The sequence below is a fragment of the Balneola vulgaris DSM 17893 genome (genome assembly GCF_000375465.1).
GTDB classification, from domain to species: domain Bacteria; phylum Bacteroidota; class Rhodothermia; order Balneolales; family Balneolaceae; genus Balneola; species Balneola vulgaris.
This window is the reverse complement of record NZ_AQXH01000001.1, coordinates 133,176-158,563: the sequence shown is the minus strand read 5'-3', so window position 1 is coordinate 158,563 and position 25,388 is coordinate 133,176. Positions and strand designations below refer to the sequence as shown.

The 25,388-nt window shown below is 39.9% G+C and carries 18 protein-coding genes; 11 read left to right on the top strand and 7 right to left on the bottom strand.

Going from position 1 to position 25,388, the window contains the following annotated elements:
* Nucleotides 1–90 precede the first annotated feature (90 nt).
* Together lysS and B155_RS0100705 are read left to right on the top strand one after the other, a co-directional pair.
* The gene (lysS, locus tag B155_RS0100710) at nucleotides 91–1,620 is read left to right on the top strand and encodes a lysine--tRNA ligase (protein WP_018126309.1); all 1,530 of its coding nucleotides are present in this window, start codon (nucleotides 91–93) and stop codon (nucleotides 1,618–1,620) included.
* Nucleotides 1,621–1,785: 165 nt separating this feature from the next.
* Complete coding sequence (locus B155_RS0100705; protein WP_240386228.1) at nucleotides 1,786–2,937, top strand: ABC transporter permease; 1,152 nt, start codon at nucleotides 1,786–1,788, stop codon at nucleotides 2,935–2,937.
* 94 nt (nucleotides 2,938–3,031) lie between these two features.
* Here the strand turns inward: B155_RS0100705 and ald are convergent, their stop codons facing one another.
* On the bottom strand, nucleotides 3,032–4,147 hold the full coding sequence (gene ald, locus B155_RS0100700) for an alanine dehydrogenase (protein ID WP_018126307.1): 1,116 nt from the start codon (nucleotides 4,145–4,147) through the stop codon (nucleotides 3,032–3,034).
* A 193-nt stretch (nucleotides 4,148–4,340) separates the two neighbouring features.
* On the opposite strand from ald, the gene B155_RS0100695 reads away from it, so the two are divergent.
* On the top strand, nucleotides 4,341–6,806 hold the full coding sequence (locus B155_RS0100695) for a zinc-dependent metalloprotease (protein ID WP_018126306.1): 2,466 nt from the start codon (nucleotides 4,341–4,343) through the stop codon (nucleotides 6,804–6,806).
* A gap of 50 nt (nucleotides 6,807–6,856) precedes the next feature.
* On the opposite strand, the gene B155_RS0100690 is transcribed toward B155_RS0100695, so the two are convergent.
* Nucleotides 6,857–7,117, bottom strand: a complete 261-nt coding sequence (locus tag B155_RS0100690) for a hypothetical protein (RefSeq protein WP_157464689.1) — start codon at nucleotides 7,115–7,117, stop codon at nucleotides 6,857–6,859.
* A gap of 178 nt (nucleotides 7,118–7,295) precedes the next feature.
* Between B155_RS0100690 and B155_RS0100685 the strand changes: the two genes are divergently transcribed.
* The 5 genes from B155_RS0100685 (at nucleotide 7,296) to B155_RS0100665 (ending at nucleotide 18,864) form a co-directional block, all read left to right on the top strand.
* On the top strand, nucleotides 7,296–9,404 hold the full coding sequence (locus B155_RS0100685) for an ATP-binding protein (protein ID WP_018126304.1): 2,109 nt from the start codon (nucleotides 7,296–7,298) through the stop codon (nucleotides 9,402–9,404).
* Nucleotides 9,404–11,161 carry a FecR domain-containing protein gene (locus B155_RS0100680; RefSeq protein ID WP_018126303.1) on the top strand — a complete coding sequence of 586 codons (1,758 nt, stop codon included), beginning with the start codon at nucleotides 9,404–9,406 and terminating at the stop codon, nucleotides 11,159–11,161. The genes B155_RS0100685 and B155_RS0100680 overlap by 1 nt, the downstream gene beginning before the upstream one ends.
* Before the next feature lie 16 nt (nucleotides 11,162–11,177).
* On the top strand, nucleotides 11,178–15,893 hold the full coding sequence (locus B155_RS0100675) for a PKD domain-containing protein (RefSeq protein WP_018126302.1): 4,716 nt from the start codon (nucleotides 11,178–11,180) through the stop codon (nucleotides 15,891–15,893).
* A 105-nt stretch (nucleotides 15,894–15,998) separates the two neighbouring features.
* Nucleotides 15,999–17,357, top strand: a complete 1,359-nt coding sequence (gene trkA / locus B155_RS0100670) for a Trk system potassium transporter TrkA (protein ID WP_018126301.1) — start codon at nucleotides 15,999–16,001, stop codon at nucleotides 17,355–17,357.
* Entirely contained in the window at nucleotides 17,350–18,864 is a 1,515-nt protein-coding gene (locus B155_RS0100665; protein WP_018126300.1) for a TrkH family potassium uptake protein, read from the top strand. Before trkA ends, B155_RS0100665 begins: the two co-directional genes overlap by 8 nt.
* A gap of 12 nt (nucleotides 18,865–18,876) precedes the next feature.
* Here the strand turns inward: B155_RS0100665 and B155_RS0100660 are convergent, their stop codons facing one another.
* On the bottom strand, nucleotides 18,877–20,223 hold the full coding sequence (locus B155_RS0100660) for a serine hydrolase domain-containing protein (protein ID WP_018126299.1): 1,347 nt from the start codon (nucleotides 20,221–20,223) through the stop codon (nucleotides 18,877–18,879).
* A gap of 293 nt (nucleotides 20,224–20,516) precedes the next feature.
* Between B155_RS0100660 and B155_RS0100655 the strand changes: the two genes are divergently transcribed.
* From B155_RS0100655 to B155_RS0100645, 3 genes are read left to right on the top strand one after another with little or no spacing between them, the layout of a single operon-like run.
* Nucleotides 20,517–20,942: a hypothetical protein gene (locus B155_RS0100655; RefSeq protein ID WP_018126298.1), complete on the top strand. Its 426-nt coding sequence runs from the start codon at nucleotides 20,517–20,519 to the stop codon at nucleotides 20,940–20,942.
* A gap of 13 nt (nucleotides 20,943–20,955) precedes the next feature.
* Complete coding sequence (locus B155_RS0100650) at nucleotides 20,956–21,387, top strand: hypothetical protein (protein ID WP_018126297.1); 432 nt, start codon at nucleotides 20,956–20,958, stop codon at nucleotides 21,385–21,387.
* A gap of 14 nt (nucleotides 21,388–21,401) precedes the next feature.
* Nucleotides 21,402–21,845 carry a hypothetical protein gene (locus tag B155_RS0100645; protein WP_018126296.1) on the top strand — a complete coding sequence of 148 codons (444 nt, stop codon included), beginning with the start codon at nucleotides 21,402–21,404 and terminating at the stop codon, nucleotides 21,843–21,845.
* A 4-nt stretch (nucleotides 21,846–21,849) separates the two neighbouring features.
* On the opposite strand, the gene B155_RS0100640 is transcribed toward B155_RS0100645, so the two are convergent.
* The 4 genes from B155_RS0100640 to rnc are packed head-to-tail and all read right to left on the bottom strand — an operon-like array spanning nucleotide 21,850 to nucleotide 25,384.
* Nucleotides 21,850–22,323 carry a dihydrofolate reductase gene (locus B155_RS0100640; protein WP_018126295.1) on the bottom strand — a complete coding sequence of 158 codons (474 nt, stop codon included), beginning with the start codon at nucleotides 22,321–22,323 and terminating at the stop codon, nucleotides 21,850–21,852.
* Nucleotides 22,320–23,168, bottom strand: a complete 849-nt coding sequence (locus tag B155_RS0100635; RefSeq protein WP_018126294.1) for a thymidylate synthase — start codon at nucleotides 23,166–23,168, stop codon at nucleotides 22,320–22,322. The genes B155_RS0100640 and B155_RS0100635 overlap by 4 nt, the downstream gene beginning before the upstream one ends.
* A gap of 13 nt (nucleotides 23,169–23,181) precedes the next feature.
* Entirely contained in the window at nucleotides 23,182–24,582 is a 1,401-nt protein-coding gene (mgtE, locus tag B155_RS0100630; RefSeq protein WP_018126293.1) for a magnesium transporter, read from the bottom strand.
* Between the two features lie 49 nt (nucleotides 24,583–24,631).
* A complete protein-coding gene (gene rnc / locus B155_RS0100625; protein ID WP_018126292.1) occupies nucleotides 24,632–25,384 on the bottom strand; it encodes a ribonuclease III in 753 nt (250 codons plus the stop codon).
* Between the last annotated feature and the right edge of the window lie 4 nt (nucleotides 25,385–25,388).

Below are 25,388 nucleotides of genomic sequence, written 5' to 3'. Positions count from 1 at the left end.
AAGTATGGATGTTAATGACACAATTTTCTGCACAATTCGGTATTTTTGCAACCTTTGATTCGCAAAAAACCTATTTAATTTAACATTTACATGTCGAACCAGGAACTTACACATTCTGAACAAGAAGAAATTAGACGCGAGAAACTCGCTGAACTACAGAAAATGGGTGTAAATCCTTACCCCTACTCTTTTGATGTAACTCACTTAAGCACAGACATTAAGGGGAATGAAGAACTGGTTCGTGATGAAGAATCTAACCCTGATAGCGAAACAGTTGCTATTGCTGGCCGAGTTATGACTCGCCGTATTATGGGTAAAGCCGCTTTCTTCAACCTTCAAGATTCGGCGGGCACTATTCAAGTGTATATTCGTCGTGATGACGTTGGCGTTGAAAATTATAACACTGTTTTCAAGAAAATGGTGGACATCGGTGATATCGTTGGCATCAAAGGTTTTGTGTTTAAAACACGTACTGGCGAGACTACTGTTCATGCTAATGAGTTTGAGTTTCTAACTAAAACTCTGCGCCCTATTCCTCTACCAAAAGAAGTGGAAAACGAAGATGGCGAAAAAGTGGTGTATGATGCTTTTACCGACAAAGAACTACGCTACCGTCAACGCTATGTTGATTTAATTGTGAACCCTGAAGTACGCGACACTTTCCGCAAAAGAACCCAAATGGTTCAAACGATGCGAAATGTGATGAATGAAAAAGGGTACTTGGAAGTTGAAACTCCGATTCTACAGCCTGTTTATGGTGGCGCTTCTGCACGTCCTTTCGTAACGCACCACAATACATTAGATATGGACCTCTACCTTCGTATCGCTAATGAATTGTACCTCAAGCGACTTATTGTTGGTGGCTTTGATGGCGTATATGAGTTTTCAAAAGATTTCAGAAATGAAGGACTATCGCGATTCCACAATCCTGAATTCACACAGGTTGAATTATACGTTGCCTACAAAGACTACCATTGGATGATGGACTTCACGGAGAAAATGATTGAACGTGTTGCCATTGATATGCATGGAAGCACCAAAGTAACCGTTGGTGAGCATGAAATCGATTTCAAAGCACCATGGCCTCGAATTCCTTTGCTAGATGCTATCAAGAATGAAACGGGTAAAGACTTAAACGGTTTATCGGTTGAAGAGCTTAGAGTGGCTGCCAAAGAGCTTCATGTTGAAGTAGATAAGTCGTTCGGAAAAGGAAAAATCATTGATGAGATCTTTGGTGAGTATGTTGAAGGCAAGCTTATACAGCCTACTTTCATTACCGACTACCCTATCGAAATGAGTCCACTTACCAAAAAACACCGTTCAAAAGAAGGCTTAGTAGAGCGCTTTGAGTGTATTTGTAATGGTAAAGAAATCGCCAATTCATACACCGAGTTAAACGACCCTATTGATCAACGTGAGCGCTTAGAAGAACAAGCTAGTTTACGTGCTGATGGTGATGACGAAGCAATGACTATTGATGAAGACTTCATTCGAGCACTTGAATACGGAATGCCTCCAACGGCTGGTATCGGAATTGGAATTGATCGTTTAGCGATGATTATGACCAACTCAGATTCTATTAGAGACGTACTCTTTTTCCCTCAAATGAAGCCTGAGTAACAATTTATAGAGAGGTATGTAGTTAGTGAGTTTAATACTTAGATTCGCCGAGCATACCTCTTTTACTTCTCTTATTTACATTACATGAAATTTGAATGGTATTTAGCACTCCGATATTTTAATGGAAGCCGAAAGGGTTCCCGGTTTCTATCATTCATAAAAATCATGTCGATTACTGGCGTAGCCGTTGGTTCCGCAGGCCTCTTAATAGCACTGTCTATAGGGCATGGTTTTAAATCCACCATAAACAATAAGATTTATGGTTTTGCTCCACACTATACCATTGCTACACAATCGTTTATTACCCCCACCATTGAACGATCTGACACGCTACTCACTTATCTAGATCAGCTTTCCGAAATTGATAGAAAGCAGGCTGTAGTTCAAGGTCAGGTGATGATACAGACGAAGGATGACATCAGTGGGACCATTCTAAAAGGCGTAAATTCAGAAGGTGGAGTATCTAGTTTACCTGAATACATTTCAGAGGGCACCTTTGATTTAGGCCCACAAGAAAACGGTCTTTTCGGGGCAATCATCGGAGTACAATTAGCTCAATTATTGAAGGCTGAAGTTGGTGATGTAATCACTACCTACACCATTAATGGGATTCCTTCACTCCTGAATTCACCAGAGATTAAGCAGTTTACTGTCACAGCCATTTACCAAACCGGCATTGACTTATTTGATGATGTTTATGTGATTGTGGACCGCAGAGAAGCTCAATCGCTCTTTCAATTCAGTGAACATGAAGCAAATGCTATTGAGTTGAAACTCGCTGATAATGAACAGATTGAGCCCTTTCAACAAACCTTGATTAACCACCTACCCTTCCCCTTTTTCACTGAATCTATTTTTGAAAAGTTTGGGAATATATTCGCATGGGTGGAACTTCAAGAACAAATGACACCACTCATAATTAGTGTGATGATCATAGTTGCGGCCTTCAATCTGATAGGTACGGTTTTAATGATGATTTTAGAGCGTACAAAAGATATTGGCATACTAAAAACTTTGGGAACTCCATCTTCTACCATTCGAAAGATCTTTCTTCTTGAAGGCTTAATGGTGTCGTTTATAGGGTTAGTAATTGGCATAGGTATCACTTTAATCTTCGCCTTTCTACAAACTGAATTTCAGTTGATTCCTCTTTCAGAAGAGAACTATTACATGCAATATGTACCCATTCAACTTCATGCTATTGATTTCTTCTTAGTAACTCTCGTCACATTATTCCTGTGTGGCTTAGCATCGTGGGTTCCTGCACGAGTTGCTGCCCAAACTGATCCGCTAAAAGTGATTTCTTTCGGTCGTTAAAACTTCTCCACAAAAAAAGCCGATCACTTTCGTAATCGGCTTCTGAATCTCAATTCAAGGGGAAATACATCCCCTTTAATCATCGAATTGTTAGTTAGTTCAATACGGTATCAACAGGCTTCCATTCTAAACCGAAAGCTTCTGCAACATCTTTGTAAACAATAGTACCTTCTACGATGTTTAGTCCTTTTAGGAGTTCAGCATCGTCTTTAAGTGCTTGTTCCCAACCTTTATTAGCAAGTGCAACTGCGTACGGAAGCGTTACATTTGTTAAACCTAGAGTAGAAGTGTAAGGAACTGCGCCTGGCATGTTAGCAACACAGTAGTGTACTACATCATCAATTACGTAAACTGGATCTTTGTGAGTAGTTGGACGTGAAGTCTCGAAACATCCACCTTGGTCAATAGCAACGTCAACAAGTACGGTACCTGGACGCATTTCGCTCAGCATCTCTTTTGTAATCAAGTGAGGGGCTTTTGCACCTGGCTTAAGAACAGCACCGATAATCATATCAACGGTTGGAAGCATCGCGCGGATGTTCGCTTCTGAAGAAAATACAGTGTTGATGTTTTTAGGCATCACATCGTCGAGGTAACGTAAACGTGGCATGTTGATATCCATAATAGTAGTATCAGCGCCCATACCCGCTGCGATTTTAGCCGCATTTACACCTACAATACCGCCACCTAGAACCAATACTTTAGCAGGAGCTACACCTGGGATACCACCCATTAGCACGCCACGTCCACCTTTTGGCTTTTCTAAGTACACAGCACCTTCTTGAGCAGCCATACGTCCTGCTACTTCACTCATAGGAATAAGAAGTGGAAGTGAACGATCAGCTTTTTCAACGGTCTCATAGGCTATAGCGATACATTTTGAATCCACAACAGCTTTAGTAAGAGCTTCATCGGCTGCAAAGTGGAAATAAGTGAAGATAACTTGACCTTCGCGCATACGTGGGTATTCTTCTGCGATAGGCTCCTTCACTTTCATGATCATATCAGCACGCTTCCAAACTTCTTCAACATCTTCAATAATAGAAGCTCCGGCATTAATATAATCTTCATCACTAAAACCGCTTCCTACCCCAGCGCTTTTTTGAATCAATACCTCATGTCCGTTACGAATCATCTGTAACACGCCACCAGGTTGTATAGCTACACGGTTTTCGTGAGTTTTAATTTCTTTTGGTACACCAATAATCATAATGCCGAAATTTTAATAATTACTTGAAATTTTAGAGCCCCAAAGGTAGGTATTTTTTTTGAAAAAACGGTTTCATTTTTTTGAGTTTTAACCAGTACAAACCGCTCTCATTTATTTATTAAAGCATTTTACGAAACTACTTATTTTTTTTATCTACATTTATGGGCAATTTTTATCCAACTAACTACTAAGTATGAACAAACGTTTACTATACTTTTCGTTTATTCTAGCATCCGGATTACTTATTTCGGGTTGTACCGGTGCAAAGAATACCTCCTCGAAGAATTCGACTAAAAGTACGAGTTCTTCATCTGTTCGACCATCTTCAAAAGATGGCATCAAAGCTTTTTCAAAAGTCATAACTAAAGACGCTAAATCAGATACTGGATTATTTACAGTTCACGAGCAAAGCGGGAAATACTTTTTCGAAATCCCTAACGAGTTATTAGGCCGTGAGATGCTCATGGTAAGCCGTGTAGCGGGTGTACCTCCTGGGTATTCTGGGTTCTCTTCAGCTGGATCAAAATCAGCGGAGCAAGTACTTACGTTTGAGCGTGTTCAGGATCGTATCTTGATGCGAAAAAAGTCTTATAACGCAATCGCTGACAAAGACCTCCCTGTATACAACTCTGTGAAGGCCAACAACCTTGAACCTGTTATTGCAGCCTTCGACATTGAAGCATTGAGCAAAGATTCATCCGGTGTTGTAATTGATGTAACCGACCTCTTCTCTAAAGATGTAGAAGCTATCAGTGGTATTCCGGTGTACTTACGCCGTCAGTATCAAGTACGTAGACTAGATACTGATAGAAGCTTAATTGAATCGGTTAGAAGTTTCCCTGAGAACATCGAAGTACGTCAATTAATGACCTACATTGCGGCTAACCCACCAAGTAGCCAGAATACTCAAACCTTGACCATGAATGTGAGCCAAAGTTTAGTGTTACTACCTGAAGAACCAATGCGCAAAAGATATGCCGATTACCGTGTAGGTTATTTCAGCATTCGTCAAATCGATTACGGTTCAGATGAACAAAAAGCAGCTAGCAAAGAGTATATCCGTCGTTGGAGACTAGAACCTAAAGATCCAGAAGCTTATGCTCGTGGCGAACTAGTGGAGCCAGTAAAGCCAATCGTATACTATTTAGACCCTGCTACCCCTGAAAAGTATCGCTCTTACATTGTACAAGGTGTATTAGACTGGAATGTAGCTTTCGAAGCAGCTGGTTTTAAAAATGCTGTTCAAGCTAAAATCCCACCTACCAAAGAAGAAGATCCAGATTGGAGCCCTGAAGATATTCGCTACTCGACCATCCGTTGGGTTGCTAGTACTGTTCGTAACGCAACTGGGCCAAGTGTTTCTGATCCTAGATCAGGTGAGATTATTGAAAGTGATATTGTGTGGTACCATAACCACATGCGTTCATACCGTAATCGTTTAATGATTGAGACAGGCGCTTCGAATCCAGAAGCTCGTAAACTAAAATTAGACGATGACTTAATTGGTGAAACGATGCGTAGAGTAATCTCTCATGAGATTGGCCACGCTATTGGTTTACCGCATAACATGCAGTCAAGTTCGGCATACCCTACCGATTCCCTACGTTCAGGTGAATTCACTCAGAAATGGGGTATTGCAACTACCATCATGGAATATGCACGTCAGAATTATGTAGCTCAGCCAGGCGATGAAGGCATTCGTTATATTCGTCAAATTGGGCCATACGACTTGTACTCTGTGAACTGGGGATACCGCGTAATTCCTACTGCTAAAACTCCAGAAGACGAACTACCAGTATTGGACCAATGGATTGAAGAAAAAGCCGGTGATCCTGTATACCGTTTTGCTTCATCAACAGGATATGATCCTTCAGCTCAAACTGAAGACTTAGGAGATGACCCTGTAAAGTCTAGTACCTATGGTTTAATGAACTTAAAGCGTGTAGTGCCTAACTTAATTGAATGGACTTCTACTCCAGGTGAAGACTATAGCGATTTATCTGAAATCTATGGAGAGTTAATCGGTCAGTGGTCGCGTTATGCCCGCCATGTTGCAACGAACATAGGTGGTGTTTATCAAACTAGAAAAGCATCTAACCAAGAAGGCTGGGTGTATACTCCTGTTGATGGCGACTACCAAAGAAAAGCTATGGAATTCTTAAACGAGCATGCCTTTACTACTCCACACTGGTTATTGGATAAAGAGATTCTTTTCAGAATCGAAGCTCAAGGAGCTACCAATAGAGTAAAGAGTTTGCAATCAGGTATTCTTCGCTCAACGATGAATGCGGGTTCTATGATTCGTTTATCAGAACAAGCTGAATTTGAAAGTGAAGCTTACAGCTTATTAGAAGCGCTTGAAGATATTCGCAAAGGACTTTGGAGTGAAATTTACAGCTCTAAGCCTCAGAATATTGATGCTTACCGCCGAAACCTTCAGCGAGAGTACTTAAGCTCAGTTCAAAGTATGTTTGAAGAAGATACTTTTGGCAGAAATCTTGATATCAAAGACTCTGACATTCGTCCTTCTTTAAGATTCGAATTGAATGAACTAAAGAAGACAATCAAAGGTGTAAGAAGTTCAAGTGTTAATGCAGAAACACGCGTGCACTTAAATGATGCGCTTTCTCGTATTGATGAAATCTTAAATATTGATTAAGAATAATCACTTTATTCCTATCACAAAAAAGGCTCCTTCGGGAGCCTTTTCTATTTCTGTGCTTTAACAATGCCTTTTTTTGTAATAGTGACATCACCGTATAGATACGGTCCACCAAAAGTCTCTATTTTAATACAATCTCTTGAATCGAGGTATTCGATTATATTCTTAATTTCTGTCTTATCTGATGAGAATGCTTCTGAAATGTCGGCCACAGATACCCGTTTATCAATTTCTGCCTCACTAAACTCGAGAATGAGTTGAAGTACTAGTTTGGCCTTGCTATTAAAATCATTTCCAATAATCATCATACTACATTTGCTGTGATTGATGATCATCATCCTAGCTCAAGATATCATTACCTGAATGTTATCTAATTATTAATAGCTCAAAATAGGTGTGTTTGAATATGATAGGTTTCTAATACAAAAATTGTATTTAAAATAAGAACTTGTTGTTTAGTCAAATTATTTCAATTTATACTATAAGATGTATAAAAACTTAACTTTAAGAGATCGCATATTTCTAATATCATCTATACTGATATTAGCGGCTGTTGCATTAATCTGGATTTTCGTACTTCCGCGATACCAAGAAGCTGTAGTTAAAGAGCGTACTACCATCGTTTCACAATTACAGGAGTACACTTTAAGGCAAACCGATAACACTCTTAGAATTTGGCTAAACTCTACCCTTCGATTGTCAGAAGACCTTGCACAAAACCCTGCTCAAACCGCTGAAATTGTAAACAAAGCTATTAACTACACACCCGGTTTAATGCGGGTTCTTATTTCCGACACTCAAAGCGACCAGACTGTAAATGTAGTTAAAGCTCAATTTTCTGAAATTGATTTCACCATTAATGAAGTATCGTGGTATTCCTCGAGAATTAATCCTTCTATCAATACCGCTTGGCATCATGCTCCAAATCGCTCCGTTGATTTTTTCCTAGCAGATCGCGCTTTTCAAATTGGAGATAACATATTTAGGGTAACCATGTACTTTAATGCCCAAAGGTTGCGTGAAAATCTGATTACAATTCCTTTGGGTGGTGAGTATGAAGCGAATATTTTAAGTGCCTCAGGGGAAAACATAATTAATGACGCTACTTTCGATTTCCCAAAAGAACTGATTGGTGAGGCTAGCTTTAGTAATGAAAAAGAAATTCCACTAAATGGTAAAAACTGGTATATCCTATCTTCAAGATTTGAAACCATCCCATTCTGGCACCTTATCGCCATTGAAGAGACTTTTATTCTTGAACCAGTTCAACAGCTTAAAGCCTTTTCTCTTGCTACTGCTGGGGCTGTTCTTCTATTTATGCTTGTATTTAGTTGGTATGTAAGCCAACGCATTAACCGCCCTATCGAGCAACTACTTGATGATATTGACTACTTAGCGAAATTAGAATTCGACCACAAAATTAAAGCGGTAGCTCTCCCCGAATTTCAACCTATGCACGATACGCTTGAAAATATTCGAGAGACCCTAAAGCGTTATCAAAAATTGAATGTCGAAAAAATTATTCTGGAAGAGTGGAAGAATAAATATATGGTTACCTATTCGGAAGATTTAGTAGCCATTATTGACGACAACAATCAATTCAGTTTCTTAAATAATCAGTTCATTAGTCTACTTGAGAATTTAAAACTCAATCCTAATAACACAACACTCAAAGATGTACTTGGGCATACCGATATAAAGGTTGAAAAATCATCGCAAAGTATTCATTACCCCGACCCTTTTACCATTAAAGTTGATCAAGCACAGCTCACGCATATTTCAGATACCGGGGTAAATTATTACTACGACTACCAATATCTATCCATTATTGATGAAGATGGAAAACAGATTGGGGCTTATGTGATTATTCACGATAAGACTCAAGATCGCTTACTAGATATCAAGCGTAATGATATGATTAATGTGATTGTTCATGAACTTAAAAATCCTATTACTGGTGTTGTTGGCTTATCTAAGCTAATTATGGACAGTGATAGCATGAGTATGGAAGAATCTAAAGTTCTTATCTCAGAAGTATTTAATTCTGGGGAAAGAATGAATGAACTAGTAAATAGATTCTTAGAAGTTCAGAAATTAGAAGCTGGAAATACTAGCATTGATATTAGCAATGTGAACATGCTGAATATTGTTAAGGAAGTTAGATCATTAACCAAGCCTTTACTCACAAGTAAAGAACTCACTACAAAAGTAAATACAACAGGAAATGATTTTGTATTTGAAGGTGACAAAGATCTAGTATTTGATGCAGTTCAAAACCTATTAAGTAATGCCATTAAATATGGTGATCCGGGTCGTGAAATTGAATTCGATATCGTAGCTGAAGAAGAACAAATATCTATCGGTGTAATGGACCACGGCTTTGGTATAAGTGTGGAAGATCAAAACAAAGTATTTGACAAGTTCTTCCGTGTTAAATCTAATCTTAAAGCCGCCAACGAAAAAGGTACTGGTCTTGGTTTAGCTTATGTGAAAGAAATTATGCAGCGCCATGATGGTGATATCCAATTAGAGTCTACCCCAGAAATAGGAAGTAAATTCACTCTTATTTTCCCAAGAATACATTCAAAGAATTAATGAAATTTGTACTAGCCCTTTTATTTTCAGTACTCCTTATTCAAACAAGTACAGCTCAACAAGAGGTGAGCTTTTCAGCCGATCAACTCAAAGAAATGGCACAACGTTATGCAGGCAATTCATTAAACTGGCCTGTATTAGTATCCGTGGCAGACCACAATATATCCGAGAATAAATTCACTCTATCTTCGGCAGATATCATCAGGCTTAATGCCCTTTCTCGTGTATCCCTTAGATTCGAAGAGCAAGAAGAACGAGTAAACGATTTAATAGCTCAAGGCGCTTCTATTTTTGCTCGTGAACAACTCAATACAGTAAATCAGACTATATCAAGCTACTTAGCTGCAATACGGGATGGTAATTTAGATGAAGCTGTAGATTTAGGAACCGCCTTAGTTGGCATGGTTGACACCCTAGAGCAAACCATTCAGTCCAATCGATTAGTTGCCGTTCAAGCACAGCTTACAGCCAAAGATGGTGAAGTAGATAAAAGAAAAGGTCTATTAGCTGATTGGCAAGAAGCTATCATCGGTGACTTATTTGAAGAATCAGATGGGGTTAAGACCGCTGAGAAAAGTTACGCCACCGTTGCCTTTACAGATGGAAGTAGCATCATTATCAACCCGCAAACAACGGCTGTAATCCGAAAATCAAGGATTGATAAATTAGATGAAAGTGCTGATACAGAAATCACACTTATTGAAGGTGGGTTGCTTTCTAAGTTATCGGCTGCAGGAAAAGAAAGAAGTACTTATATCCTAAATGCAGGAAGCTCTACTACTGAATTAAATTCTCAAAATTTTTATGCCGAGAATCCAGGTAATAATGATGTGAAGTTGACCAATTATGACGGAAGTGCTCAAGTATCTGCAAATAATGTAATCGTTACTATTGGTAAGAACGAAGGGACTATAGTTCGAAATAATGCCCCTCCTATTGCGCCTGTAAAATTGTTAGATGCTCCTGAATACCTCACACAGCGCAAAGACACCATCATATATACCAACTCGTATGTGTTAAACTTTAAAACGGTACCAAACGCTGTTTCCTATAATATTGAATACAGTACCGCTTATGGTTTCAATCAAAATGTAACGAAGGTGGAAACGCGCAATAACCGTCTTCAACTCAACAACTTACCTATGGGTATTACCTATATAAAAGTACAGTCGATTGATAACCTTGGATTGAAAGGGCCTTTTTCGGAAGTGATGCGTGTTATTCGTAACGAAGACACCAAAGCCCCTCCTATTTTTGGATCGGCATTTGAAGGGAATATATTCTTCACTTCAACTAAAACGGTGACCCTAGAAGGTACTACCGAGCCCGATGCAAAAGTTACGGTAGACGGTAAAGCAATAAATGTGTCTACATCCGGTAGTTTTTCAACGATTGTTCAAATTGCAAGTAATGATGAAACGGTAGAAATTAAGGCGACCGACAACTCAAAAAACACCACAACCAAGCGATTAAGAATCGCAGAGTTGAATGAAAACTATTTATTTAATATTAAATTGAATGGTTCAAAAATATCTTCTACCATTAGGCCATCAACTTCGCCGGTAACAATTACGGGATTAGCATATCCGGAGATGGAAGTTGAGCTAAAAAATGAAGATAATGTTAAAATCGTAAAAACCGATTCTCAGGGTAGATGGGGGGTAACAATGAGCGTGCAACAAGGCAAACTTTCCGTTACATTTAAAACCAATCAAAAGGATACGGCTACGTTGAATAAAATTTATACGGTTCAGTAATAAGGATTGGGTCCATATGATAAAACGATTAACACTCGTTCTTACTTTTTTATGTATTGGAACAGCAGCTTCTGCTCAAGAAGTGTATTTATCTATTTCGGGTAAAAATACCCCCGTTCAAAGTGGGGACACTCGAAACGTATACGATATTTGGATTAAACCTCTAGCAGGTGCTCCTGAAGGCCGCCTAGAAGTTTATGATGCCGCATTAGGTGGCGCGGTAGATGTGGTTACACAGAACACTCCAAATACCAACACCACTTTCAGTTTATATGAATTTGATGCCGCATATAATCTCATAGATGATGGCATCCGATCAAAACAAGTTACTACTTCCCCCCTCCAGTCTCTCACTACTTTAAACGAAGAACGTTATATAAATAGATGGAGCACACTCGCAAGTTTACCCGCATCGAACTCAAATGGATTTATAGTTAGAGTAAGCACCGATGGTGGTGATGATGTAAACAGTTTCAGTTTTAGAGTGGTTTCTCCAACAGGTGAAATACTCTCCGGAAATAGTTGGAAAATTATCGCGGTTGATCTCAGTATTGGTGTTTTCAATTCTAGAAACAGTTCTCTATTTCAATTAAAGCCCTACAATTTAAATGCAGGCGAATCTCCACGTTTAGTGGTAAGTGGACAAGAAGATTCTCGCGTTCGAAAAATGGATTCCTTTGGCGAGGAGTATGATTTAAATAAATCAGGTATTCCTGCCCAAAAATATGGTATTGAAAACTCTTGGGGTTTAACCATCTCAGGATCGAGAGATCGTATTAATACGCTTACTGTGTATGGCTTTCAAGAGCCTGTACTTTGGTTAATGGAGCCCTTCATTACCGATGAAGAAACGAAGCCATTATTGAATATCAATGAAGTGCCTACAATGGGTTGCGTTGATAAGAATTTTGAATTAGCAGGGAACAACTTTACAAACGCTGAGCTAAGCAATGCCCGATGGATGCTTAACAATACTCAAATTGCATCCGGTAGAACCCCTTCTATTGGATTTGAGCGCCCTGGGACATTCAATCTTACCGTTCTAATTCCTAACAATCGTTCTCTACTACCTGAGTATTTTGAGTATAGCAAACAGGTACTTATCAATACTCCACCCGTAGCGGTACTAAGTGCTCCTAAAACGGTGATCTCCCCTTCTGAAAGCATCACGCTTAATGCAAATGGATCATCTGATGCTGAAGGTAAACCTCTTTCCTTTTCATGGTTTGTAAATGGCTCGCCTCGTGGCAATAGCCCTACGTATCGTTTTTCTAGTACTATATCGGGTAATTATACCGTTACTGTTCGTGTTTCTGATGGTGGTTCAAATCCAAGCTGTTCAGTAGACGAAAAACAAATTACTATTCGTGTTAACACGCAGCCTTATGCCGAGATAAATGTAACCCCACTGATTGGTACCGACGAAGAAGTACAAGCTTCCATTGCCTATCAAACGGATGCTGATAACGACAATCTTCAAATTATGTGGTCTGGGGTTGGTTTAACAGGAGCTAAAAATCAAAATGCGGTTACCATTAACCACACTGATCCAGGTACGTACCCAATCAGTCTAACCCTTAATGATGGTTCTGGATCAAGTAACAGCATCTATACGGTTACCAAAAACTATGAGGTGAACGCTGCACCTATACCTGTATTTACCTTACAGCAAAAAGCAGCTCCTGGTGATCGAATCGCTCTAAATGCCACCGAATCATCTGATGCTAATGGAAACCCATTACAATACCGTTGGTTTGTAAACAATAACCTCATCTCGAATGAAGCACTTGCCTCTTTTCAGTTTAGTGAGCCAGGCATATTTGATGTAAAGCTTGTAGTTGATGATGGTCGAGGTGTAAGTAATTCTGTTCAAGAGTTAACAAAGAAAATTCGCATTAACACCCCTCCTATGCCGGTGATTACAGCCGCTAAAATGACTTCAAGTTCGAAGGTTGTGTTCTCTGCTGAACAAAGCCAAGACACCGAGTCATCTTTAGATAATTATGTATGGGATTTTGGGGATGGCAATCGTGCAACAGGAGCTCGTGTAGTTCATACCTTTGCTAAAGCAGGTGAGTATCGCGTTACATTACAAGTAAATGATGGTGAAGGTCTCTCAAATAGTGTGCGATCTGCAGAACATGTGTTAATCATCAACAAGTACCCTAAAGCAGATTTCACAGCACCCGTAGTTGTAGGGCCTAATGAACCCTTTACTTTAGATGGTGGTGCAAGTTTTGATGAAGACGGGACTATTACAAGTTATGAGTGGTATAACGAAGGTGAACTGATTGGAACTGGTAGAACGCTTACAACCCAACTCAATAAGACCGGTAATGCGAATATCTCATTAAGAGTTAAGGATGATTCAGGTTACGAATTAGCTGAAGGCATCAAAACAAAGCGCATTCGTGTAAACACCCCTCCTGTACCAGTATGGACTTCCGACTTAGACTTTGTGTCACCAAATACAGAGATCAAATTTAATGCCGACCAATCTTATGATCCTGATGGAGAAATTGGCCAGTATATTTGGGAGTTTGATGACGGTATAACCCTAAGAGGTCGTGAAATTCAGAGGATATTCAGAGAAAGTGGTCCACAAGGATTTACCTTAACGGTTGTAGATAGTGAAAAACTACCAAACTCCTCATCATCCATTCGTGGTGAGTTAAAAGTGAATCACCAACCACTTATTATCACCGAAACGGTTCTTAGATCTAATTCACTGTCGATTAAACTTGATGCTACAAATAGTTACGACTTAGATAACAACCCACTGAGTTACGAGTGGACTTTACCAGATGGTAGTAAGCGAAATGAATCCTCATTTACATGGCAAGCACCTGAGCCTAGTGTTCACTTTATTGGCTTAACAGTTGATGATGGACTAGGGTTAAAAAATAGTGTGACTACAGAGTCGATTCGAGTACTTATCAATCGCCCAGTTAAAGCTGTGGTTGAGCCTGAAATTGCATCATGTACTGGACAAACCGTTTTATTTAACAGCTCACAGAGTTTTGACCCAGACGGTGATCCATTTTCCGTTAAGTGGGACTTTGGAAATGGAGTGACTTCTGAAGAAGCCAACCCAACTTATGTGTACGAGAAACCGGGTGTGTATGAAGCTAAACTTACACTTGATGACGGATTCTCTGGCCAGCAGTCTGTTACCAAAATCCCAGTTATCATTGAAGGCTCGCCAGTAGCTAAATTGATTGCTTCAGAAACAACGGTATGTGTTAATAAGAGTATTCGATTTGATGGTTCACAAAGTACCGATCCATCTGGAAACCTCCCTTCATTCAGTTGGGATACCGGTGATGGCAAATCACATACTGGTCCGGTTATCGATCATATCTTCACTGAGCCAGGAATTTATAGTGTTACCTTAACCGTAGAAGGTTCTGGTTCAGGACGCTGTAGCAACGTTAGCCAAACCACTACAACCATAAATGTAGTTGAAGGCCCTGAGGCCATATTTGAGCTACCAGAGTACACCGAACCAGGTGAGGTTATTACTTTAGACGGTACTGCTTCACAAGCTGCGGGCGGTGTGAAGACTGCAAAATGGATTATTGACTCAGAGAACGGACAAGAAACTCTTGAAGGACTTAATTCTTCCTATAGATTTGATCAACCGGGTGAATACTTAGTTACCCTAGAAATTCAAACGAACGAGGAAACCACTTGTAATACGGTAAGCGTAACTAAATCAATAAAAGTAAACGCTCCTCCTGTAATTGCTTGGGAATTACCAGAAAATGTAGCGGCTGGAACCGACTTAAAACTAGACGCTTTACAATCATCAGATCCAGATGGTTATATCAAAGAATACAAATGGTACTTGGATGATGGCTATGTAAGTAATAATGCTGCTGAAATCATCAAAGCTATTGAGCCAGGTGAGCATGTTATCACTTTAGAAATCACCGACAACAGTTCTGCATCAAACAATAAGGTAGTTCAGGAAAAAAGGTTCTTTGCGAACAGTAAGCCTTCTCCTTCTATTGTTGCACCTGAAAAAGTGTACTTAAACCAGACGGTATCATTCCAAAGCGGTTTAGGTCAAGATCGTGATGGTGACTTAGTGAGTACTACGTGGTTGTTGGATGGCGAGCCAATCCCTACTCCAACATTCAAAGCGGTGAATCCACAAGGATATACCGTAACGCTTATTCAGGATGATGGACGTGGATTACCAAATTCAGTGGATTCAGCCATTGTTGAATTTATACCACTACCCCTTCCTGTAGCGAACCCTGATCTTCCAAAGCTCATTGCCGAGGGAGGTGCACTATCTTTACCTGATATCCGAATGAACAATCCTTGGAGGTTTAAGAATAGAGGCCGTTATGAGCTTACTTGGACTGCACAAAGAGCCGGTGAAGAGACTCTAGCACTTGCATACATTCAGGATGGTGTTGAACTCACTGCTCAGGTATTCCCTATTCAAGTAGTGCCACAACTCGCTTTTACTGAAGCTGTGGAAACTCGCACCATTGAATGGAACCCAGCTAACCCAAGCTTTATACTAAGAGCACCAAATGTAAATAGAGAATCTACCGATGTAGTTTACACTTGGAAGAAAAGAGGTAAAACCATTGGAACTGGGCAACAGCTTGGTGTAGAACTTGTGAAAGGGGAAAACCGATTTACCGTTCAAGTATCAGACGAGAAAGTAGCTCGATCTACCCCTATTTCCATTGATATTATTATCATTACTGAGTAGACATTTAAGCGTAATCTAGGCTGCTGCGTACTTGGGTGATTCCTTTCATTTCACCTAAAAACATAGTAGCTTTGATTCATATTTAATCACTCAAAATCACATCTTTTGAAGATCATTATAATTGGTGCCGGAGAAATTGGTTATGACCTGGCTAGCGTACTTTCAAAAGAAAAACACGATGTCATTGTCTTAGATCGTGAGAAAGAATGCCTATCAAAAGCATCGGATACCTTAGACGTTTTAGTTAAAGAAGGAAATGCGACATCCGCTAAAGATTTAGCCGATGCTGGAGTTTCAGATGCCGATATTGTTATTGCCGTAACCAGTGTTGATGAGGTAAATATGATTGCCTCAATGATCAGTAAAAAACTGGGTGCTAAGATGGTAATTGCTCGAGTGCGTAATGATGAATTTTCGCACCGCAATTCGCCTCTAAAAGCAACCGATTTAGGCATTGATGTGATGATTCACCCTGAATTGAGTGCCGCTCATGAAATTGCTCAACTGCTAAGACGCTCGGCTGCTAGTGATGTTATCAACCTGGCCGAAGATAAAATGCAGTTAGTGGGAATTCGTTTAGATCGCAACTCCCCTCTTATCGGCAAAACCCTTATCGATTATGCCTCAGAGCATTCAGATATCACCTTTCGTATTGTTGCTATTGCCCGTCGTGGACTAACTTTGATGCCACGTGGTCCAGTTCGTCTACAAACCTTTGATCAGGTATTCATACTGGCTAAAACCGAAGATATTCCTGCAATTATTGAGACTACTGGAAAGAATGAGACGGAGCTGAATCGAATTATGATTGCAGGTGGTTCAGCCATTGGTTCTATGATTGCTCGTCTATTATGTGGCGATCAGAAGAAAAATTGGTCAATTAAGCTCATCGAACCAGATTACGATACGGCTGAAGAACTCGCTATTGAACTTAAAAATGCCATGATTCTTCATGGTAACCCAACGGATCCCGATTTACTTGCTGCTGAAGGGATTACAGATATGGATGCTTTTATAGCTGTAACCGATGATGAGGAATCCAACATCATTTCCTGCCTAATGGCAAAGCACTTAGATGTTAAAAAGACCGTGGCCTTAGTTTCAAAGCCCGATTTCATTCCTCTAAGTCAAACCATTGGGCTAGATGCAGTTGTTAACAAAAAAGTAGCCGCATCCAACGAAATTCACCGATATGTACGCAGTGGACAGGTAATTTCAGTTACTGAACTTCGGGGTATCAAAGCCGAAGTGATAGAACTACTGGTTTCAGAAAAGTCTAAAGTAATTGGAAAACAGATTCAAAAATTGAAGCTTCCTGAAGGATGTATCATTGGTGGAATTCTGTGTAATGGATCGGTTGAAATTGCCACAGGTACCACAGTAATTAATGCAAACGATCGTGTTATGGTGTTCTGTTTACCTGATGCTATCGATAAAGTAACTAAGCTCTTTAGTAATGCCTAAGAGTTCAATCAATGCTTTTAACCGTCCTACCATCGACTTTTTGGTAGTTATGGGGGTACTAGGTGCGTTCGTCTTTTTTATGGGCTTTGCACTTCTATTACCTGCGGGCATCGATTTAATTTATGGGCAAGACACTTGGTTCTCTTTTGTGGTTTCAGCGGGTATAGCCTTCACCCTTGGTGGCGGACTTTGGTATATGTTCAAGCCTAAAGAAGAACTTCGAATACGTGAAGGATTTCTGGTTGTAAGTTTAACATGGCTCGTGCTTTCATTGGTAGGCGCTCTTCCGTTTACAATCTCTGGAATCCTCCCGAACTACACCGATGCCGTTTTTGAAACCATGAGTGGTTTATCCACCACCGGATCTACCATTTTAGGAGGCACCACCACTACAGGTATCATTAACCCATCCATTGAAGACTTACCCAAGAGTTTTCTGTTTTGGCGTTCACTAGCACACTGGTTGGGTGGTATGGGAATCATTGTGTTATCCATCGCTATACTTCCCTTACTTGGAATTGGTGGGATGCAGTTATTTCAAGCCGAGTCCCCCGGGCCTACTGCCGATAAACTAACCCCACGTGTTCAAGAGACTGCAAAGCTGTTATGGGTTGCATACGTGGCCTTTACAGCCCTTGAATTCCTTTTACTATGGATTCATCCTAGTATGGACTGGTTCGACGCTATAAACCATTCTATGGCTACTTTAGCTACAGGAGGGTTCTCTACTAAGAACACCAGTGTAGAAGCCTTCAACAGTGGGTACATCGATGCTGTGATTACCGTATTCATGTTCTTGGCAGGTATCAATTTCGCCATGCACTTTAGATTACTACGCGGTGAATTCCAGCCATTCTTTGCTCATCGTGAAACTCGTTTTTATACCCTGATCTGTTTGATTGGAATTATCGGAGTATCGTTCTCTCTTTGGTTCTTCGATGGATACAGTATTCTTGAAGCCATCCGCTATGGCGCCTTCCAAGCCGTATCCATTATTACTACTACAGGCTTTGGCACCGATGACTACGAACTCTGGTATTCATTCGGAGCTTTTCTACTCCTCCTCTTTTTCTTTACAGGAGGTAGTGCTGGGTCTACCGGTGGTGGAATTAAAATGGCACGATGGATGATCCTAATTCGAAATTCAGGACGTGAGATTAAACAAATCATCCATCCTAAAGCTATTTTACCGGTTCGAATTGGCGACCAAGCAATTTCGCAAAATATTCAACGAACCGTACTTAGTTTCTTCATCTTGTACATGTTCATGTTTGCAGCTGGTGCCTTTATCATAGCCCTGTTTGGCTACGATATCATGACTTCAGCGGGCGCAAGTATTGCTGCACTGGGTAATATTGGCCCGGGTTGGGGAGAATTTGGACCTACCGATAGCTTTGCAAAAATGCCTTATCTAGGAAAATGGGTAATGATTATGCTTATGATGATTGGCCGTTTAGAAATCTTTACCGTGCTAATCATATTCTCACCTTCGTTCTGGAAACAGTAAATAACTACTTAGTTATTCCCCATCGCTCATCACCATTTTCTCTAAAGCTCGCATATAGTCGCGCATCATGCCCATATCCACGATGTTGTTAAGAAATAGGTAAAGCTCAGTGTCTTTTTGAGGTGCATGAATACTAAATAATTCAAAGCCTCGCATCGATCCATCTAACTGAATGGATTCACCAAGAAACCTTCGTTGATGTTCTTTATCCAATACCTTGCCAGATAACACGTAGTCATAGAATTTTCTAAGGTCATCAAGAGTGCTATACATACCACCACTGCCTTTTATTAACCAAGATGTAGGGCCCCAATTTGGTGGAATATTCGGAATACCAACTATCTCAGGTCCCCCACCCACAGCAAAATCCTCAAGTGCTAAACCTCGATGCTCCCCATACTCTCCTGTGCGGCTCATTCCAGCTGGATCTAAGAAATGTTCTCTGATAAATGCATAATAGCTCATCCCTGATAGACGCTCAATGATCGCCGCAAGTAACCCAAAAGCAGCATGAGAGTGCTCACGGCTAGTACCCGGTTCAAATATTAATGAGATGTTTAATAAGCGTTGTTCCGCCGTCTCTCGATCAATCCAAGCTAGATCGGCATCCCAATCACTTTCGATATCAAAGAAATCAGGCAGACCAGACCTACCAGTCATCAAATGTTGAACCGTCATGCTCTTTTTATCATCAGGTACATTTTCATAGAAGGATGTAATTGGGTCTTCTACATTTAATTTACCCTGTTGGTCGAGCAATAAAATGGCAGCAACGGTATAGTCGATGGGACGAGAACCCGTTCCAAAAATGGTATTTCTATTATTTTTTATTCCTAAAGAAGCATTCGCGTAACCAAAAGGTCGCGCAATAATCTCTTCTCCCCTTTTACGAGCAAATAGAAGTCCCGATACCCCTTGCGCTTCCAAGTCATCTATTACACTATGAATATTTTCCTCGGTAACAACCGGTAAGGGCTTTGGCTCAAGCACTTCCATATTCAGAATTCCTTTTCCGTCTATGAGCAATACTAAATTCTTTGATCCTTTATCACTCGAAAATTCGAAGGTTAACCCTTCAGGACTTCCTGAAATACCAACACCCCCTAAGTATGGCCGAAGAGTTGTGCGAACTTGGGTCACGCGTTGTTGAAAGGCATCTTCCGACAAATTTGAATTAATAGAACGGTACTTAGCTACGAATTCTTTCACCTCTACTTCATCCGTTCCTTTAAGTATCTCTAGAGTAGCTTGTTCAATCTCCATCATACTGAATTCTGCATTTTGTTGAGCCAATATCATAGGCGAACTCATACTAACTACTACAAACAATAAACCTATTAAGCGGACAAGTTTTGGCATTCTATTCCTTCTTTAATTCATAATATCATTGCTATAGACGGTTTAAGCTAAGCATAAGTCTCACAAAATTTTCAATTTGTCTGTTACAAGATTTTGGAGTTAATTAATCCTTTAAAAATAATGGGATTTATAGAGTCACCGGGTTACTAAAATGATGATCAATAACGAGATATTTTCTATAACTATGCATATCAACTCTTCCGCAAACGCAAAGAAAGTATCGAAATGCATCACCAAATATGATTTTAACGGAATCCTCTATGAGTCTATAATCACCCCTTAATTATAGTTCTATGCCAAAACATTTATTAAACATTTTACTTGTAGCCATATCCCTTTTTGTAGGTGTTGTTATTGGCTTTTTCACATCTTCGTTTATTCAAGATATAATAGGTATACCAGATTTAAGCAGCGAAGAAGCTTCATCTTCTAAGGCTTTGATCATTTTTATTGTTGAAATAGTACGAGCTATTCCAACTTATTGGCTTTATTTAAATCATGATGCGGCACTTAAAACCTTAAAAGGCTCTATCATTTTTGGGTTGATGTGTAGCTTCTTGCTAGCCTCATTATATATCGTGTTAGCACCATTCTCGTTTGAAATACATGACGTTCAGCGCCATATCACAAATAATGTATTCATTTTCACGCTACAAGGAATATTTTGCGGGTATGTACTTTGGAAAGTGCAAGGGAAATCTTTTAAAGTAAATACTTAGACGTTTGAATAGCATGAACTTCACTAAACTCTTTCACACTATTAGCTACTCTCAATACCCCATTTTAGTGGTAGCGATGTATTATGTACTTCAACCCTATTTTAACGGCTTTGAAAGCATATGGGAGCCTTATAACAACGCACTTATTTTCGGTGGATTGGCAATCAGCCTTTCTACTCTTCAAGACACCACAACTACTCAAAATAAAATCTCTCAACGGGTTTGGGAAGACCCCAAAAAAGGCAAAATTGCTTTAATCTGTATTGCGGTTATGAGCCTCTATTTTATTGGAATTGGAATAGCTGGATTATATATAGAAAGTGAGGAAAGCATTATCAAAGAGATGTCGTTTGGTACCATTGTATTTGGTATTGGACTTTTAGGACTATTGAAAGCTGCTGGTGAAATGTTTGAGAATCATAGAATTGACAAGAATCCTAAGTAACTGAAATTTATTCTATGAGTACCATCTACACGTGGAAGAAGCCTTTTCTGTCAAAATATACCTACATCTTTCATAACGATGCTTTAGCTGGACAGTTGAAGACTTTAAATATAACGCTTACTACACTAGCCACATTAAACGGCAATAAATACTTGTTTGAATCGGAGGGCATCATTCGGCCGTCTAGTTTGATAATTAATAGTAAGACTAAAAAAATAGTTGGCGAGATTCAGTACAGTGGATTCCAAAAAAAGGCAACCATACAAATTGGACACCATTATTTCTACTGGAAGAAATTTAGTGCCTTTAGCCGAAGGTGGCTTCTACTCGACTCCAATGGCGTGTGCATTCTAGAAAATTTTAAAAGAAAAACGGTACGAGTTACAGATCATCCCGACTCTGAACTTCTCCTATTATGTGCGTTAAAGTCTTTTGAGAACTTTAACCGAATGGGTTAATAGCTTATAACTCGGCTCTTTTATACTCTAGAAAAATTAAGTCGTCGGTTTCATCACGACTCACTTCCAACCAAACTTTTCCTACTTCATTTCTATATTCGGGGAAATAGGTATCGCCGTCATACTCTTTCTTGATTTGCGTCACTACCATTTTATCTGCCATCTTAATGGCCTGTCTATAAAGCACTCCGCCTCCAATGATGAACACTTCCTCTTCATTTAAAGACTCTAGCGCGGCTTCTAAGGACGTAAAGGTGTCTATGTTATCATAGGTCTTAGTTGTAGACAACACGATGTTCTTACGGCCGGGTAATGGGATTTCGTTTAGCTCTTCAAATACCCCTCTACCCATAATCATAGTGCCACCAAGGGTTGTTTTCTTGAAGTGCTTTAAGTCTTCAGGATAACGCCAAGGTAAGCCTCCCTCTTTCCCAATCACTAGATTTGGATCGTGGGCAACAACTATGGTTAAAATCATACTGCAACCTCAAATTTGATGAGCGGATCAGGGTCGTATCCATGTAATTTGAAATCATCAAATGTTAACTCATCAATAGGCTTATTTGCAATTTCTAAAGTTGGAAGCTCTTTGGGTTCACGCTTCAATTGTTCCTTTAGTCCGTCCACGTGGTTTTCATAGATGTGAGCATCAACAATAGTATGGGCGAAAGTACCAGGCTCTAAACCCACTTCTTGAGCAATGGCCATCGTCAGCGCTGAATAGCATGCCAAGTTAAATGGGATACCTAATGCGATATCACCTGAACGTTGCGTTAAATGGCAGTTTAGTTTTCCATTCGCCACATTAAAGATGTACATGATATGGCAAGGTGGTAAGGCCATTTCGCCTAACAATCCAGGGTGCCAAGTACTTACAACAATCCTTCTACTATTAGGATTTGTTTTAAGCATATGAATGGCATTCTGTACTTGATCAAATTCTTTTCGAACCCAAGTCTCATGCTCAAAAGCACAACCATTACCTTCTAAACGAACCGTTTCTTTTTCTAAGTAAGGGAATCTTCTCCAAAGCACAGGATAGATAGGTCCTACATGTCCGTCTTCGTCGGCCCAAGCATCCCAAATGTGGCAATCGTTTTCATCTCTTAGCCAGCGAATATGGTCCTCACCTCTTAAGTACCAAAGCAATTCAAGAATTACAGATCTAAAAAAAACCTTTTTAGTGGTTAATAGCGGAAAACCTTTTGACAAATCAACCTTATAGAATTCAGCAAAATTTGAGATTGTATCGGTTCCAGTTCTGTTCTCTTTTTTGACTCCATTTTCCAATACATTTTGGACAAGATCGAGATATGCTTTCATCTGTTATACGCTATTAAAGTAAAATTCCACTTAGTAAAAACACTGCAATCGAAAAGTAAATAATTATCCCACTTACGTCCACTAAAGTTGCTACAAAAGGAGCCGAGGAAACGGCGGGATCCAAACCTACTTTCGATAATAGGAAAGGTAACATTGCTCCAGTGATATTCCCAAAAAGAACAATGAGTAATAAACTTGAACCTACTACTGAAGCTTTCAGTATCAGTTCTTGATTTAAAGGGTCGCCACCAATTAATCCCCATGCTATGAGTGTGATAAAGCCCAGTATGCCCAAGAGTGTACCTAGCAATAAACCAGAGAGTACTTCTCGAGAAAGCACTTTCCTCCACCCATCTGATTTAATATCGTCGGTAGCTAAAGCACGAATAATTAGGGTTGCAGCTTGTGAGCCTGAGTTCCCTCCACTGGCAATAAGAAGAGGCACGAAATAAGATAAGAGTACAATTTGTTTAAGTATTTCTTCATACCCACTCATCGTTAAGGCCGTTAAAATCTGCCCAACAAATAAAACGATCAACCAGCCAATTCTTTTCTTCACTAAACCAAAAATGGACGTCTGCGAATAGTAATCATCCAGTGCATCCATACCGGCCATCTTCTGCATATCCTCGGTAGTCTCTTCTTCAGCAACATCAATGATATCATCAACCGTTACTATACCCACTAAGATACCATCGGTATCCACTACGGGAAGAGCCACACGATCGTACTTTGCAAACATCTTTACGGCTTCCTCCTGATCTTCATAAGCCATCAATGCTTCAAAAGAACGGTCCATGATAGACTCAACAACATCTTCGGGATCGGCTAAAATAAATTCTGTTAACCGAAGATCATCAATCAAAAACTCATTGTCGTCTACTACATAAATACGGTTTAAGGTCTCGGCTACTTCTGCATACTTACGGATGTGCTTCATGCTACGTTCAATCGTCCAGTCAGACTTAATCCGCACATAGCGAGGAGTCATCAAACGACCAATGCTATCTTCCGGATAGCCCAGTAGCTTCTTCACCTGTTTCTGATCTTCCAAGTTCATGGAATTCATTACACGCTGAGTTAAGTGCCCTGGCAATTCTTCCATCAGAGCCACTTGCTCATCAGGCTCAAGGTTTACCATTACATCACTCAGCTGTTGCTTGTTAAAAAGCTCAAGCAACTCCACACCTTTATTGGAAGGCAAGTACGAAAAAACGTCGGCGGCAATTGGTTTTTTGAGGAGTCGGAAAATAACTACCGCGATATCGCCATCTAGCTCAACTAATAAATCAGCGATATCTACAGGAGGAACGTCTGAGAGTACGTCCTTTAGGCCTACCCAATCTTTAGCTTGGATAAGCTCTTCAAATTCTGGTTTTATTAGCTGCACGAGCATTCCTGATCCGTTGAACATTTTATCTTAGTAACGGCTAAGAATCGTGGTAAATCAGCCAAAAAACAAATCAGTTATGGATGTGTTCAAGAGTTTTTAAAGCCATTCTTGCCGCTTCTTGTTCGGCCTTTTTCTTGCTTCTGCCTTTACCTACACCCAGTTCGATATCATCCACAATAACTTTGATCTCAAAGATCTTATCATGACCCGGTCCCGATTCAGACACGAGTTTATATTTAGGTAGGCTTTTCTTTTCCGCTTGGGTTAGCTCCAGAAGCGCACTCTTATAGTTGTCGAGCGTGTTTACAAGCTTATCAAAGTTCACTTGTTTCTCAATTACATTGGAAACGAAGTGGAAGGCTTTTTCATAACCTTTTGTGATATAAATTGCGGCAATTAGCGACTCAAATACATCGGCTAATATACTTTTAGATACATCCGATTTAGGGCTACGCTCGCCTACTTCTAAAATCTTATCGATGCCTAAGTGTTCTGAGAACTTCGCTAAAGTATCGCCTTTAACGAGTTTAGCACGCGTTTTTGTTAAAAACCCTTCGTCTTTTTTGGGGAATTTTTCGAATAGGATTTCAGCGGCAATTAAATCGAGTACCGCATCACCCAAGAATTCAAGTCTTTCATAAGAGTCGTGAGAGGCATATTGCTCTTGGGAAAGAGTGGAACGGTGACGAACCGCTTTTAAAAATAAAGAAGGATCATCGATTGTAAAACCGATGATCCTTTCAATAGCTTTTAGCCGTTGTGTTACATCCGAATCTAACTGAACTTCGTTCTTCTTAAATAAGCGTCGTAACCAAGAAGGCATAAAA

Coding starts and splice junctions, on each gene's coding strand:
- lysS (WP_018126309.1), top strand. CDS start 91: ATGTCGAACCAGGAACTTACACATTCTGAACAAGAAGAAATTAGACGC.
- B155_RS0100705 (WP_240386228.1), top strand. CDS start 1,786: ATGTCGATTACTGGCGTAGCCGTTGGTTCCGCAGGCCTCTTAATAGCA.
- ald (WP_018126307.1), bottom strand. CDS start 4,147: ATGATTATTGGTGTACCAAAAGAAATTAAAACTCACGAAAACCGTGTA.
- B155_RS0100695 (WP_018126306.1), top strand. CDS start 4,341: ATGAACAAACGTTTACTATACTTTTCGTTTATTCTAGCATCCGGATTA.
- B155_RS0100690 (WP_157464689.1), bottom strand. CDS start 7,117: ATGATGATTATTGGAAATGATTTTAATAGCAAGGCCAAACTAGTACTT.
- B155_RS0100685 (WP_018126304.1), top strand. CDS start 7,296: ATGTATAAAAACTTAACTTTAAGAGATCGCATATTTCTAATATCATCT.
- B155_RS0100680 (WP_018126303.1), top strand. CDS start 9,404: ATGAAATTTGTACTAGCCCTTTTATTTTCAGTACTCCTTATTCAAACA.
- B155_RS0100675 (WP_018126302.1), top strand. CDS start 11,178: ATGATAAAACGATTAACACTCGTTCTTACTTTTTTATGTATTGGAACA.
- B155_RS0100665 (WP_018126300.1), top strand. CDS start 17,350: ATGCCTAAGAGTTCAATCAATGCTTTTAACCGTCCTACCATCGACTTT.
- B155_RS0100660 (WP_018126299.1), bottom strand. CDS start 20,223: ATGCCAAAACTTGTCCGCTTAATAGGTTTATTGTTTGTAGTAGTTAGT.
- B155_RS0100655 (WP_018126298.1), top strand. CDS start 20,517: ATGCCAAAACATTTATTAAACATTTTACTTGTAGCCATATCCCTTTTT.
- B155_RS0100650 (WP_018126297.1), top strand. CDS start 20,956: ATGAACTTCACTAAACTCTTTCACACTATTAGCTACTCTCAATACCCC.
- B155_RS0100645 (WP_018126296.1), top strand. CDS start 21,402: ATGAGTACCATCTACACGTGGAAGAAGCCTTTTCTGTCAAAATATACC.
- B155_RS0100640 (WP_018126295.1), bottom strand. CDS start 22,323: ATGATTTTAACCATAGTTGTTGCCCACGATCCAAATCTAGTGATTGGG.
- B155_RS0100635 (WP_018126294.1), bottom strand. CDS start 23,168: ATGAAAGCATATCTCGATCTTGTCCAAAATGTATTGGAAAATGGAGTC.
- mgtE (WP_018126293.1), bottom strand. CDS start 24,582: ATGTTCAACGGATCAGGAATGCTCGTGCAGCTAATAAAACCAGAATTT.
- rnc (WP_018126292.1), bottom strand. CDS start 25,384: ATGCCTTCTTGGTTACGACGCTTATTTAAGAAGAACGAAGTTCAGTTA.